A 12,887-nucleotide genomic window follows, 5' to 3' on the forward strand; every position below is an offset into this window, starting at 1 on the left:
TTAATTTTGACATACTAAATATATGAGTAATTCAACAAATACCATTCAGCAAATGATGCAAGATATTGGCCGACGTGCTCGTCACGCATCACGCTCAATGGCGCGGGCATCTAGCGAACAGAAAAATAAAGCCTTATTGCATATCGCCAAGTTGGTTCGTGAGCGTTCTGAAGAAATTTTGCGAGTAAATGGGCTTGATGTTGCTCGCTCAAAAACTAACGGTCAAGATGCCGCCTTTATTGACCGTCTCACTATGACTCCCAAGACGATTGAGTCTATGGCCTTGGGTTTAGAGCAAATTGTTTCTTTGGAAGATCCGATTGGCAAAATAACGCCATTGCAAAAACAGGCCTCTGGTATTGAACTCGGTCAGATGCGTGTTCCGCTCGGTGTGATTGGTATTATTTATGAGTCTCGTCCAAATGTGACAATTGATGCCGCAGCTCTTTGCTTAAAGTCAGGTAATGCGGTGATTTTGCGTGGTGGCTCAGAGGCGATTGACTCAAATGCCTTATTGGCGCAATTGATTCAAGAAGGCTTAGATGCGGCTAATTTGCCAATGGATGCAGTTCAGGTTGTGACCACTACAGATCGTGCCGCTGTCGGTGAAATGATCACCATGACTGAATATATTGATGTGATAGTGCCACGCGGTGGCAAGAGTTTGATCGCCCGCCTCATGGCAGAGGCACGTGTGCCGATGATTAAGCATTTGGATGGAATTTGTCATACCTATATTGATGCTGGCGCAGATATCGCGATGGCGATTAAGGTTTGCGATAACGCCAAGACCCAGCGCTATGCCCCTTGCAATGCGATGGAAACACTCCTGGTCAACAAAACCATTGCACCTCAAGTCTTGCCAGCGCTTTGTAAGATCTACCAAGAGAAGGGTGTGGAATTACGTGTTGATGACCAAACCCGAAATACTCTTGAGGCGGCGGGTTTTAAAGACTTAGTCAATGCCACTGAAGAGGATTGGCAAACAGAATATTTAGCGCCAATTTTGTCGATTAAGACGGTTGCGGATATGGATGAGGCAATGGGTCATATTGAGCAATATGGCAGTAAGCATACTGATGCCATCATTACTAACAATCAAGCGCAAGCGAATCGCTTTTTGCGTGAGGTTGATAGTGCCAGCGTGATGGTCAATGCCAGCACGCGTTTTGCCGATGGTTTTGAATATGGTCTGGGCGCAGAGATCGGTATTTCTAACGATAAATTACATGCTCGTGGCCCTGTAGGTTTAGATGGTTTGACTTCCCTCAAATACATCGTCATGGGTCATGGCGAAATTCGTACTTAAATGCGTACTTAATCAATCCCGATTCAAGAACGATAAAAAATACCTAACGGAGACTATTCAACATGGGTAACGCATATTTATGGACTAAGACACTTCACATTGTCTTGATTGCCTCTTGGTTCGCAGGCTTGTTTTATCTCCCACGTATTTTTGTGAACCTGGCGGATGAGAAAAATCCTGAAGTCTATGCACGTCTTCTCGGTATGGCTGATCGCCTCTTTCGCTTTATGACCATTTTGGCAGTACCTGCAGTCTTGTTGGGCCTGACACTTTGGCTGCATTTTAAGATTGGTGCCGGTGAGGTTTGGATGCATGCCAAATTTTTCTTTGTCATCTTGGTTATTGGTTATCACCATGCTTGTTGGGGCTTGCTCAAAAAGTTCCGTAATGGTGTTAATGCCCGCTCTGGAGTTTGGTATCGCTGGTTTAATGAAGTGCCTGTGATCCTTTTATTGATCGTGACAGCCTTAGTCGTGATCAAGCCTTAATGCTGACACCTAAGTAATTGTTTAATTGTTTTGATGATTTTTTACTTCACCTTTTTAGATTGCTAGCTCCATGAGATTTTTTGTTGTTTGTCCAGGTGGACTGGAAGTGCCTCTTGCACAAGAGCTAGCAAGTATTGCGCAGCGCCCTGACTGCAAGGCTCTGGGCGCTTGGGTGATTGATCCAACACCAACTAGCCCTACAGGTGGTATAGGCTTGGCAGCCCCTATCTCTGCAACGATGGCATTGAACTTGCATTCACGAATTGCAAGTCGCGTACTGTTGCAGATGGCGGAATCGCCATACCGCCAGGAGGAGGATTTGTATAAGCTGGCCAGTGGTTTGGCTTGGGAGGAATGGTTTTCTTCTAAGCAAACCCTTCGAGTAGATGTGACTGCTCATCGCTCCCCACTTAAGAGTCTGAATTTTGCAACCTTGAAAATTAAGGATGCGATTGTCGATCGCCTGCGTGATGTCACTGGTGATCGCCCAAGCATTGATACCGCGTTTCCGGATGTGCGTGTGCAGGCCCATCTAACGGCCACTCATGCCACGATCTATTTGGATACTTCTGGCGAGGCCTTATTTAAACGTGGCTGGCGTGATGAAAAAGGTGATGCCCCTTTAAAAGAAAATCTTGCAGCAGGCATTCTGTCAATTACTGGCTGGAAACCCTCCCAAACTTTATTTGATCCGATGTGCGGTAGCGGTACCTTTTTGATTGAGGCTGCACAAATGGCTTTAGCTATTCCGCCAGGAGCCATTCGAGCGGGAATGTATGGCGATGATGCAAAGCCAAGTCGCTTGGCTTATCGTCCATTAGTGACTTCAGCTCATGGCTTTGGGTTTCAAAGACTCAAGCCTTTTAACGAGGCTGCTGAGCAAAAACGATGGGGCTCTCTGAAAGACACCGCACATGCTGAAATGATGGAAAAGCGTAAGCAGTTCCCAGATTCAGAATCTTTAGGCATTAGCGGTGGCGATATTAATGAGCGTCTGGTGGCAATGTTTAAAGGTAATTGGCAGCGTGCGCAGTTACCTGGCTTACCAGTGACTCGCCAGATTGACGCCTTGGCTAGCAAACCACCATCGAATGTTAAAGAGGGTGTCATGCTCTTGAACCCTCCATATGGTGAGCGCTTAGTCATCAAAGGTGGGCGAGGTCAGGATCGTGCTGCAGGCGGTGATATGGAGCCTGACTCCTATGAGCAAGCTGAAGAGCCAGAAGATCGCTACGCCTTTAATTTGGAAACAGGTCGTCAGAGCGCTAAACGTTCGAGCCGCGAGTCTCTCAAAAAGTTGCAAGCTCAGGAAGAGCAAGATCCAAAATTTGTTGAGTTCTTGAGACAATTTGGTCAGTACCTTAAGGATGCTTTTGGTGGTTGGAATGTCTTTGTACTCACAGCAGACATGTCCTTACCAGGGCAGTTGCGTATTAAGGAATCCAAGCGCACTCCTTTATTTAACGGTCCGTTGGAATGCAGGCTGTTTAAGTTTGAGATGCATCAAAAACGCGATGCTGCAGCGGATTTAAAATAAAAAAATATCTACAAGGAAGACAGCGATGGAATTTAAAACATACATGTGTTTAATTTGCGGTTGGGTTTATGACGAAGCTGCTGGCCTACCGGAAGAGGGTATTGCACCAGGCACCCTTTGGAAAGACGTGCCTATGAACTGGACTTGTCCTGAGTGCGGCGCACGTAAAGAAGACTTTGAGATGATGGCGATCTAATCGCCCCGAATTAATCAATTACTAAAAATACTTTAGCGAAAGCAGGACAGCATCTTGGGACAAAACGATATCTTATTTGAGCGTGCGCAAAAGACCATTCCGGGTGGGGTGAACTCGCCAGTACGCGCTTTTCGTCAGGTGGGTGGAACACCCCGTTTTGTTGCTAAGGCTAAAGGCCCTTATTTCTGGGATGCCGAAGGTACGCGCTATATTGATTTGATTATGTCTTGGGGCCCGATGATTGCGGGCCATGCAAATCCAGAGGTAGTTGAGGCTGTGAAGCAAGCTGCAGAAACCAGCTTTAGCTATGGCGCCCCTACCGAAGGTGAAATTGAATTAGCGGAGCGCATCAGCCAGTTGGTTCCTAGTATTGAGCAAGTGCGTATGGTCTCAAGTGGAACTGAAGCAACGATGAGCGCCTTGCGTCTTGCGCGTGGTTATACAGGGCGTGATCTTATTATTAAATTTGAAGGCTGTTATCACGGCCATGCTGATAGCTTGCTGGTTAAGGCAGGCTCCGGCCTCTTGACCTTTGCAGACTCCACTCAAAATGCCCCGTCATCTGGTGGCGTGCCACATGATTTAGTGAAACATACCTTGGTGTTGCCATACAACGATGTGGCAGCAGTAAAGGAAGTATTTGAAAGGCAGGGCAATCAGATTGCAGCAGTCATTATTGAGCCGATTGCCGGCAACATGAATCTGATTAAACCTTCAAAAGAATTTTTATCGACGCTGCGTCAGCTAACTAGCCAGCATGGCAGTGTGTTGATTTACGACGAAGTAATGACAGGCTTCAGGGTTGCTTTAGGTGGCGCTCAATCTCTGCAAGGCATTACTCCTGACCTCACTTGCCTTGGCAAGGTGATGGGCGGCGGCATGCCGATGGCTGCGTTTGGCGGTAAAAAAGAAATCATGTCTAAGCTCGCTCCGCTGGGCAATGTATATCAGGCTGGTACCTTGTCAGGCAACCCAGTGGCCGTAGCAGCAGGCTTAAAAACCTTGGAGATTATTTCTAGAGAAGGTTTCTATGAGTGTTTGACTGGTCAAACCGAAAAGCTCATGGCTGGATTAAAGCTGGCTGCGGATGAAGCGGGCGTACCGTTTTCTGTGGATAGTGTTGGCGGTATGTTCGGCTTTTACTTTGCCAATGAAGTCCCCACTTCTTTTGAAGCGGTGACTAAAACTGATATCGAAGCGTTCAAGAAATTCTTCCACTTAATGCTAGATCAAGGTGTTTACCTTGCACCATCAGCATATGAAGCTGGATTTACCTCTATTACTCATGACAATGCAGTGCTGGAAGAGATCATTGCTGCAGCAAAAACTGCATTTAAGAAGCTGTAAGAGAATTTACTTAGGTGCTAGTGTAGGTAGTCAGAATTACATTCTGAGTGGATGGTTATAACCACCCACTTGGATAATTTCTAAATTCTTATTAGATTTGCCCGATTCTGGAATTTCCATCGCAGTGAGCTTCCCACCCCAGACGCAACCGGTATCTAGTCCGATGACATTCTCGTGTTGCAGCAGTCCTAGAGTGGACCAGTGCCCAAAGTAAATTAGGGAGTCTTGTGTTTTTCTCTTGGGAGACTTGAACCAAGGGATATAACCCTTCGGACCATCCTCAAAACCTTCTTTACTCTCGAATTCCATTGTGCCTGTGGGAGTGCAAAAGCGAATGCGGGTTAGTGCATTAGTAATAACGCGTAAACGTTCATAACCTTTAAGGGAGTTATTCCACTTAGCTGGAGTGTTGCCATACATATTCGCTAAAAAATCTTTATAGGATTTTTTGCGGAGTGCCTTTTCTACTTCTTGTGCGCATTCAATTGTTTGCTGCAGATCCCATTGAGGCAAAACCCCAGCATGAACTGTTAAAACTTTTCCATTACTAAGAGCCATTGGCCGATGGCGTAACCAATGAATTAATTCAGCTTTATCTGGAGCATCTAGGATGGGTTGAACAGTATCGAGTCCCTTGGTTTTGCGAATGCCCGCATCTACGGCTAGCAAATGTAGGTCATGATTTCCCAAAATGCATTCAATACGCCTCTCTTCTTGCAATTGTTTGAGATAACGCAAAGCGCCCAAAGAGTCTGGGCCGCGATTGACGAGGTCTCCCAAAAAAATCATCTTAGATTGAGTGGGGAGTTTTTTGACGAGCGCCTTCAAGGATGGTGCGCACCCTTGAATATCACCGACGGCATAGATCTTGCTCATACCCTATCTTAAAGCGGAACGAACTAAAGCCCGTAATTAAGTTGCCGAATCCTCAGAAGTTACTTTTTTAATAACGCTATAGCGCACCAAGGTCTTTTTGCGTGCTTCATCATGATTAACAACTGGTAGGGGGTAGTCACGACCCAGCAGAATGCCGGCAGCCTCTAGTTCAATATGTCCGGCTTCCCAAGGTGCATGAATGGATTTCTTGGAGAGTTTGTCTAGTTGGGGTAAATAGCGACGGATAAATTTTCCCTCGGGATCAAACTTCTGGGATTGGGTAATCGGATTAAAGATGCGGAAGTAGGGCTGTGCATCACACCCTGAAGAGGATGCCCATTGCCAGCCACCATTATTAGAAGATAGCTCAAAGTCATTGAGGTGTTTTGCAAAATACATTTCACCCCAGCGCCAATCAATCCCCAAGTCTTTAGTAAGAAAGCTGGCAACTACCATGCGTAGGCGGTTATGCATATAGCCACTTTGGTTGAGCTGACACATGGCAGCATCTACTAATGGGTAACCCGTTTTGCCATCACACCAAGCTTTAAATAATTTCTTAGCAGTAGCACCACTTTCCCATTCGATATTGTCGTAGTCTGGCTTGAATGCTGCACCTTCGGCAAGGCGTGGGTGATTGGCCAGAATCATGAAATAAAAATCACGCCAGATCAACTCGCTTAACCAAATCGTCGCACCCATGCTGCCTGCTAGCATGCGACGATGTGCCTCGCGTACTAAGCCCCTAATGGATAGCATGCCAAAGCGCAGATGGGTAGATAGATAGCTCACCCCTTTAATGGCTGGGAAGTCACGACCGATTTGGTATTGATCGATGCGGTGCAGAAAATCCTCTAAGAAACTCTGGCCACCCTCTGATCCTGGTGGAAGGTAGGTCTCAATACCTGTGGGGCTAAAGCCCATAAACTCTAGTGAGGGGAAAGAGGTCTCCAGAGTTTTTGGGATGGCTACGAACTGTCCTTTTTTAGGTGTGCAGTCATAGGCAGCAATATCTTTATCTTGTAGCGTCTTGAGCCAATTATTTTTATAAGGCGTAAAGATGGAGAACACGGTATTGGAGTTGGTAATAATTTCTTTTTTCTCAAAGATGACTTGATCCTTAAAGGTCTCCAATTCAATACCGAGCTTCTCTAATAATCTGGCAACAGAGGCATCACGCGCAATTGCTGATGGTTCGTAGTCATGATTGGTGTAAACGGCATTAACACCCAATGTCTCCGTAATTTTCGGAATGCAGGTAGTGGGCTTGCCAAACTGAACAATGAGACCGCCACCTTGATTGCGTAATTGCTCATCGATTTGCTTCAGACCTTGCCATATAAAGTCCACCCGGCGATCATGTTTGAGACCGCTTGCATCTAGATCTTCAGACTTCAGCGGATCCAGAATATCGGTATCGAAGATAAACGCTAGCCAAACCTGAGCATTATTTTTTAGGGCGTGATGAAGCGCTGCATTGTCATAGAGACGCAGGTCACGACGGAGCCAAACGAGAGCTTTTTGCATAGCCCCTATATTAGGGCTTATTCAAGAGCTTCGCTTGGCTTGCGAGTAATATTCTGCTTATTAATAGACTACTAATTTATGGATACTTTATTTTTCGTTTTTTCAAAATTGGTGCAGTTTTGCATTGAGCCCCTGAACTGGGTAATTGTTTTTGTGGCGCTCAGTCTGCTATTTTTAAGTCTTAGAAAACCCCATCTATGTAAACGATTCTTGCTTTTTGCTTTGGCGGACTTATTGCTGGTTGGGTGGTTGCCAACTTCTGAAGTCTTTTTAAGGACTCTTGAAGATAGTGTTCCTAAGGCTCAGCTTGCTCAGATGTCGGAGGCAGACTTTGGTGGGATCATTATTTTGGGCGGCGCCATTGAGGGTGGCGAGATTGCAGTAGATCGTGGTGAGGTATCAATTTATTCTGCTGCTGAGCGAGTCACCAAGGCCTTTGAGCTTATTCGTAAGTATCCCGATCTACCTTTTATCTTTAGCGGCTTCTCTAATCGCCTCTCTCCGATAGGAGTATCTGAGGCGGATGCCTTCAAACAGCTGGTAGCGGAGCAGGGCTTGCTAGACAGAAATGCCCATTATGAAAACCAATCCCGCAATACCTATGAAAATGTCATATTGATGAAGCCCATGATCTTGGATTTAGGAGCTAGGGGCATCAAAGAGGCTGATGCGCCCCCAAAACCTTGGCTTTTGATTACTTCGGCATCACATATGTATCGATCGGTAAAGATTTTCCAAAAACAAGGGATTTCGGTAATTCCCGTTTCGGTGGATTACCAAACGGGAAATCGATTGAATTGGAGCTCATTTGATCTGATGGAGGGGGGTAAGCTGTGGAATAACTTCCTGCATGAGGCGGTGGGGCTTCTAGCCTACTGGATCACTGGAAAGATCTAACTAGGGCAGGGAATTCGGTAAAATAAACTCACATGAACACGGCTAAAAAAGCCCCTGTGGGTAAGGCTGCAACACCCACCCAGACTTCCCAGACTTTTGCTGCTGGGTCCTCAATTGCTTATTCTGCTGATCATCTAGCAAACCAATTCCTAATTGCCATGCCTGGCATGGTCGACCCCAACTTTGCGGGTTCAGTCATTTATCTTTTTGAGCATACCGAGCGAGGCGCAATGGGCTTGGTGATTAATCGCCCGACTGAGCTCGATATGGGTGCCTTATTTGAAAAAATTGAGGTCAAGCTGGAGGCTGAGCCAGTATCTGAACAGCCGGTCTATTTTGGTGGTCCAGTGCAGATCGAACGTGGTTTTGTCTTGCATGAACCCAGCACAGAGGTGGCTTATAGCTCCTCTTTGGCCGTTCCAGGCGGTTTGACTATGACAACGTCTAAGGATGTGCTTGAGGCCGTGGCAACAGGTTCTGGACCTAGTAAATTTTTAATGACCTTGGGTTATGCGGGCTGGAGTGCTGGTCAGCTCGAAGAGGAAATCACCCTCAATGGCTGGATCAACGTTCCTTTATCCCAGCAGCAAATGATTGAGATCATTTTTAATACCCCCTCTAGCCAGCGCTACGAGAGGACGATGGGTCTTTTGGGCTTTGATTCATCCCATCTTTCTGGAGAGGCAGGGCATGCCTGAAAGCATTAAGAAGGATGTGGAGTTGACAGTTATGGCCTTTGACTTCGGGACACGACGTATTGGTGTTGCTGTCGGAAATACGCTCACTTGCTTAGGGCAGCCTATTAAAACCATCGCAGAGTCATCTAGCGATGGCGCATTCAAAGTCATTGAGGGGCTTTTGAGGGAGTGGCGGCCTAATCGCCTGGTAGTTGGCTTACCTTGCCACCCTGACGGTACTGAGCATGAGATGAGTGCCAAGGCTCGCCGCTTTGGCAATCAACTGCATGGACGCTTTCAGTTGCCAGTGGAGTGGGTCGATGAGCGCTATACCTCCGCTGTTTTAGAGGGTGATCCCGATATGCGAGACAATTTGGATGCCGAGTCTGCGGCCTTGATTTTGGAGCAGTATTTCCTTGAGAAGAATTGGATTAATTGAGATGAATGCAGAGCAGTCCTATCTGAAATTACTAGATACTTTGAGTCAGCGCAAAAAGGCGGGCGATTCATTTGAGTTGACCGGTCTTGCAATGGGTGGGGCTTGGATTGCAGAGCGTTTAGCTACAGATTTAAATTTTTCTCACTTTGGCATCATTAACGTGGCATTTCATCGAGATGACTATGCAGAGAAGGGCATGACAGCGCTTCGTACTGCCGGCACCATGCCTACCCATCTTCCTTTTGAGGTCAATAGCGCAAACGTGATTTTGATTGATGATGTTTTGCTCACTGGTCGTACGGTTCGTGCAGCACTCAATGAATTATTTGATTTTGGTAGACCTGCCCAGGTGGAGTTGATGGTTTTGGCAGATCGCGAGAATCGTGAATTACCAATCTCTGCTGACTTTGTAGGAGAGCAAGTGAGCGTTCCCGATAATCAAATTTTAGTTTTACAAAAAGATAATGCTGGTAAATTCAGCTTCCAATTAGAGGAGCGTGCAGCATGAGCGGAATGAACGACTTAGTAAATGCCCCGGTAAATCAATTTAATGCCGCTGGTGAGTTAACTCACTTGCTCACTTTAGAGGGTTTACCAAAAGAGCAAATTCTCCACATCCTCGATACTGCACAACGGTTTGTGAGTGTGACGGATCCTGCAAGAGAAGTGAAGAAAGTACCACTACTTCGTGGCAAGAGCGTCTTCAATCTGTTCTTTGAAAACTCAACACGTACTCGCACAACTTTTGAGATAGCTGCTAAACGCTTATCGGCAGATGTCATTAACTTAGATATCTCTACATCTTCAACTGCAAAAGGCGAAAGTCTTTTAGATACGATAGACAACTTAGTGGCAATGCAGGCAGATATATTTGTTGTGCGACATGGTGTTTCAAGGGCGCCTATTGAAATTGCGCAACACGTGCCTGCACATGTGCATGTTGTCAATGCAGGTGATGGTAGTCATCAGCATCCCACCCAGGGCTTGCTAGATATGTATACGATGCGCCATTTCAAAAAGGACTTTAGTGGCTTGAAGATCGCAATTGTTGGTGACATCGTTCATAGCCGTGTAGCGAAATCTAATATTTGTGCCTTGAGAACCTTGGGTTGCACTGATATTTGTGCGATTGGTCCCGAGAGTCTTTTGCCGAGCAATTTAGATATGTTGGGAGTGAAGGTTTTTCATAGTATGGAAGAGGGTTTGAAAGGTGTTGATGTTGTCATGACCTTACGTATTCAGAAGGAACGTATGGAAGTGGGTCAAGTGCCCGAGGGTGATGCATTCTTTAAGCAGTATGGCTTAACTCCGACACGTTTAGCTCTGGCGAAACCCGATGCTATTGTGATGCACCCGGGCCCCATGAACCGAGGTGTTGAAATTGACTCCGCTGTAGCAGATGGCTCCCAGTCAGTCATCCTAAACCAGGTATCCTTTGGTATTGCGGTGCGCATGGCGGTAATGTCTATTGTTGCTAGTAATTAATTATTCAAGCTCTACTGACATTTTTCAAAATTTGAAGGGGCATAAAATGATCTTGGTCACGGGAGGGGCTGGATTTATTGGTGGAAATTTTGTACTCGATTGGTTAAAGGTGCCTAGCAATGAGGGTGTCGTCAATTTGGATAAGTTGACCTATGCTGGCAACTTGGCAACTCTGGATTCGCTAAAGCATGATGCTCGACACACCTTTGTACATGGCGATATTGGCGATAAAGAGTTGGTCGCCAACTTGCTGAGAGAGCATCGGCCTCGTGCGGTTATTAATTTTGCTGCTGAGAGCCATGTTGATCACTCTATTCACGGTCCGGCTGAGTTTGTAACAACGAATATTGTGGGTACTTTTAATCTTCTAGAGTGTGCTCGCGAGTATTGGAATAATTTGGATGATTCTGCGAAGAGCAACTTCCGCTTTCATCATGTATCAACCGATGAAGTCTACGGATCACTTTCTGCCAGTGATCCTGCATTTACAGAAACAAACTCATATAAGCCTAATAGCCCATATTCTGCATCTAAAGCTGCATCTGACCACTTAGTTCGGGCATGGTTTCATACCTATGGCTTCCCGGTGCTTACGACAAATTGCTCTAATAACTATGGGCCATATCACTTCCCGGAGAAGTTGATTCCTTTAGCAATTCTGAATGCACTGAATAGCAAGCCGCTGCCAATTTATGGTGATGGCGAGCAGATTCGCGATTGGCTCTATGTCGGCGATCATTGCTCCGCAATTCGTGAGGTATTGGCTAAAGGTACTTTGGGTGAGTCCTACAACATTGGTGGTTGGAATGAAAAAGACAATATTGATGTCGTTAAAATGATCTGTACGATTTTGGATGAGCTGAAACCTCGCGCTGATGGCAAGTCGTATGTAGATCAAATTACTTACGTTAAAGACCGTCCTGGGCATGATCGTCGTTATGCTATTGATGCAAGCAAGGTTGAGCGTGAGCTCGGTTGGAAGCCTGCGGAAACATTTGACACGGGTATTCTCAAGACTGTGCAATGGTATTTGGATAATCCTGTTTGGATCGAGGGCGTAGTAAGCGGTTCTTACCGTGGTTGGCTTTCTAAGTAGTGCAACCAAAGAGCATATGAATATCCTCGTATTTGGTAAAGATGGCCAATTAGGAAAAACTTTTCAAGAGGTGTTGGGCAGACTTGGCTCGGCTTTGATTGCGAAGCTCGTGATTCAGTATGTTGGACGCTCCGAATGTGATCTGAGTAATGAGGAGGCATTAAATCAATTGCTCAATCAATTTCAGCCGCAGTTCATTATTAATGCCTCCGCCTATACCGCTGTTGATAAGGCGGAGACGGATTCTTTTGCAGCCTTTGCAATTAATGCTAGGGCGCCTGAGATAATGGCGCAATATGCCGCAAACCATGGCGCTACTTTTTTACACTTCTCAACGGACTATGTTTTTGATGGTGAGAAGTATGGTTTTTATTTGGAGGATGATTTACTTAATCCTCTAGGGGTATACGGCAAAAGTAAGGCCGCAGGAGAAGAGGCTATTGCCAGAGCATTTTTTCAAGTTAAAGGCATTGGTCAATATGCTATTTTCAGAACAAGCTGGATATATGGCGGTGGTAGCAATTTCATTCGCACTATTTTGCGTTTGGCCAAAGATCGTGAAGAGCTGAAAATCATTGACGATCAATTTGGTGTTCCGACAAGCGCTAATTGGTTAGCGCAAGTGAGTCTGAATTTGGCCCTAGATGAACATGCTTGCTTAAGAAGGTTCGTATCTGGAATCTATCATGCTGTTCCCGCTGGGGAGACTACTTGGCATGGTTTGGGGTGTTTGGCTGTACAAGTAGCATTAGATGCTGGTGTGATCCTGAAGACCAATCCAGATGCAATTAAACCTATCCTCGCTGCGGATTACCCCCTGCCTGCCCCAAGACCAATGAATTCAACAATGTCTAGTGATAAATTGCGGCTTGCCCTAAGCGGATTAGAAGTCAATGCCTCCAACTCTTATAATGATTCGGTTGGGATTATTGAGTTTCCAGAGTGGGATGTGATGGTGCGTAAATATGTAATAAGCTTGGCTCGCGATCAATTGATTTAAATATATTGGGACT

Annotated in this window: 14 protein-coding genes; 12 read left to right on the forward strand and 2 right to left on the reverse strand. The window is 45.8% G+C overall.

Features of this window, described 5'->3' with window-relative positions; all coding sequences use genetic code 11:
• Positions 1-22: 22 nt before the first annotated feature.
• The 5 genes from GQ359_RS01205 to hemL all read left to right on the forward strand — a co-directional run bounded on the left by GQ359_RS01205 (position 23) and on the right by hemL (position 4,877).
• Positions 23-1,309 carry a glutamate-5-semialdehyde dehydrogenase gene (locus GQ359_RS01205; RefSeq protein ID WP_251367895.1) on the forward strand — a complete coding sequence of 429 codons (1,287 nt, stop codon included), beginning with the start codon at positions 23-25 and terminating at the stop codon, positions 1,307-1,309.
• Positions 1,310-1,371: 62 nt separating this feature from the next.
• Positions 1,372-1,797: a CopD family protein gene (locus GQ359_RS01210; protein WP_215302482.1), complete on the forward strand. Its 426-nt coding sequence runs from the start codon at positions 1,372-1,374 to the stop codon at positions 1,795-1,797.
• Between the two features lie 70 nt (positions 1,798-1,867).
• Positions 1,868-3,334: a class I SAM-dependent RNA methyltransferase gene (locus tag GQ359_RS01215; RefSeq protein WP_215387150.1), complete on the forward strand. Its 1,467-nt coding sequence runs from the start codon at positions 1,868-1,870 to the stop codon at positions 3,332-3,334.
• Between the two features lie 25 nt (positions 3,335-3,359).
• Complete coding sequence (locus tag GQ359_RS01220; protein ID WP_011902084.1) at positions 3,360-3,530, forward strand: rubredoxin; 171 nt, start codon at positions 3,360-3,362, stop codon at positions 3,528-3,530.
• A gap of 54 nt (positions 3,531-3,584) precedes the next feature.
• Positions 3,585-4,877, forward strand: a complete 1,293-nt coding sequence (gene hemL / locus GQ359_RS01225; protein ID WP_215387151.1) for a glutamate-1-semialdehyde 2,1-aminomutase — start codon at positions 3,585-3,587, stop codon at positions 4,875-4,877.
• A gap of 36 nt (positions 4,878-4,913) precedes the next feature.
• Here hemL and GQ359_RS01230 read toward each other — a convergent pair whose 3' ends face one another.
• Together GQ359_RS01230 and GQ359_RS01235 are read right to left on the reverse strand one after the other, a co-directional pair.
• On the reverse strand, positions 4,914-5,753 hold the full coding sequence (locus tag GQ359_RS01230; protein WP_215387152.1) for a symmetrical bis(5'-nucleosyl)-tetraphosphatase: 840 nt from the start codon (positions 5,751-5,753) through the stop codon (positions 4,914-4,916).
• Between the two features lie 36 nt (positions 5,754-5,789).
• The gene (locus tag GQ359_RS01235) at positions 5,790-7,280 is read right to left on the reverse strand and encodes a deoxyribodipyrimidine photo-lyase (RefSeq protein ID WP_215387153.1); all 1,491 of its coding nucleotides are present in this window, start codon (positions 7,278-7,280) and stop codon (positions 5,790-5,792) included.
• Between the two features lie 78 nt (positions 7,281-7,358).
• Between GQ359_RS01235 and GQ359_RS01240 the strand changes: the two genes are divergently transcribed.
• The 7 genes from GQ359_RS01240 (at position 7,359) to rfbD (ending at position 12,874) form a co-directional block, all read left to right on the forward strand.
• Positions 7,359-8,177: a YdcF family protein gene (locus tag GQ359_RS01240; protein ID WP_215387154.1), complete on the forward strand. Its 819-nt coding sequence runs from the start codon at positions 7,359-7,361 to the stop codon at positions 8,175-8,177.
• Between the two features lie 113 nt (positions 8,178-8,290).
• On the forward strand, positions 8,291-8,875 hold the full coding sequence (locus GQ359_RS01245; protein WP_215387842.1) for a YqgE/AlgH family protein: 585 nt from the start codon (positions 8,291-8,293) through the stop codon (positions 8,873-8,875).
• A complete protein-coding gene (ruvX, locus tag GQ359_RS01250; RefSeq protein WP_215387155.1) occupies positions 8,868-9,293 on the forward strand; it encodes a Holliday junction resolvase RuvX in 426 nt (141 codons plus the stop codon). Before GQ359_RS01245 ends, ruvX begins: the two co-directional genes overlap by 8 nt.
• A gap of 1 nt (position 9,294) precedes the next feature.
• A complete protein-coding gene (gene pyrR / locus GQ359_RS01255; RefSeq protein ID WP_215387156.1) occupies positions 9,295-9,801 on the forward strand; it encodes a bifunctional pyr operon transcriptional regulator/uracil phosphoribosyltransferase PyrR in 507 nt (168 codons plus the stop codon).
• Between the two features lie 5 nt (positions 9,802-9,806).
• A complete protein-coding gene (locus tag GQ359_RS01260; RefSeq protein ID WP_215387843.1) occupies positions 9,807-10,778 on the forward strand; it encodes an aspartate carbamoyltransferase catalytic subunit in 972 nt (323 codons plus the stop codon).
• 46 nt (positions 10,779-10,824) lie between these two features.
• Entirely contained in the window at positions 10,825-11,874 is a 1,050-nt protein-coding gene (rfbB, locus tag GQ359_RS01265; RefSeq protein ID WP_215387157.1) for a dTDP-glucose 4,6-dehydratase, read from the forward strand.
• Between the two features lie 16 nt (positions 11,875-11,890).
• The gene (rfbD, locus tag GQ359_RS01270; protein WP_215387158.1) at positions 11,891-12,874 is read left to right on the forward strand and encodes a dTDP-4-dehydrorhamnose reductase; all 984 of its coding nucleotides are present in this window, start codon (positions 11,891-11,893) and stop codon (positions 12,872-12,874) included.
• The last annotated feature ends 13 nt before the right edge of the window (positions 12,875-12,887 follow it).

The sequence above is a fragment of the Polynucleobacter sp. AM-7D1 genome, assembly GCF_018688455.1.
Taxonomy (GTDB): Bacteria; Pseudomonadota; Gammaproteobacteria; order Burkholderiales; family Burkholderiaceae; genus Polynucleobacter.

Excerpts from the sequence above, each read along its gene's own strand:
- GQ359_RS01205 (WP_251367895.1), top strand. The coding sequence starts at position 23 with ATGAGTAATTCAACAAATACCATTCAGCAAATGATGCAAGATATTGGC.
- GQ359_RS01210 (WP_215302482.1), top strand. The coding sequence starts at position 1,372 with ATGGGTAACGCATATTTATGGACTAAGACACTTCACATTGTCTTGATT.
- GQ359_RS01215 (WP_215387150.1), top strand. The coding sequence starts at position 1,868 with ATGAGATTTTTTGTTGTTTGTCCAGGTGGACTGGAAGTGCCTCTTGCA.
- GQ359_RS01220 (WP_011902084.1), top strand. The coding sequence starts at position 3,360 with ATGGAATTTAAAACATACATGTGTTTAATTTGCGGTTGGGTTTATGAC.
- GQ359_RS01230 (WP_215387152.1), bottom strand. The coding sequence starts at position 5,753 with ATGAGCAAGATCTATGCCGTCGGTGATATTCAAGGGTGCGCACCATCC.
- GQ359_RS01235 (WP_215387153.1), bottom strand. The coding sequence starts at position 7,280 with ATGCAAAAAGCTCTCGTTTGGCTCCGTCGTGACCTGCGTCTCTATGAC.
- GQ359_RS01240 (WP_215387154.1), top strand. The coding sequence starts at position 7,359 with ATGGATACTTTATTTTTCGTTTTTTCAAAATTGGTGCAGTTTTGCATT.
- ruvX (WP_215387155.1), top strand. The coding sequence starts at position 8,868 with ATGCCTGAAAGCATTAAGAAGGATGTGGAGTTGACAGTTATGGCCTTT.
- pyrR (WP_215387156.1), top strand. The coding sequence starts at position 9,295 with ATGAATGCAGAGCAGTCCTATCTGAAATTACTAGATACTTTGAGTCAG.
- GQ359_RS01260 (WP_215387843.1), top strand. The coding sequence starts at position 9,807 with ATGAACGACTTAGTAAATGCCCCGGTAAATCAATTTAATGCCGCTGGT.
- rfbB (WP_215387157.1), top strand. The coding sequence starts at position 10,825 with ATGATCTTGGTCACGGGAGGGGCTGGATTTATTGGTGGAAATTTTGTA.
- rfbD (WP_215387158.1), top strand. The coding sequence starts at position 11,891 with ATGAATATCCTCGTATTTGGTAAAGATGGCCAATTAGGAAAAACTTTT.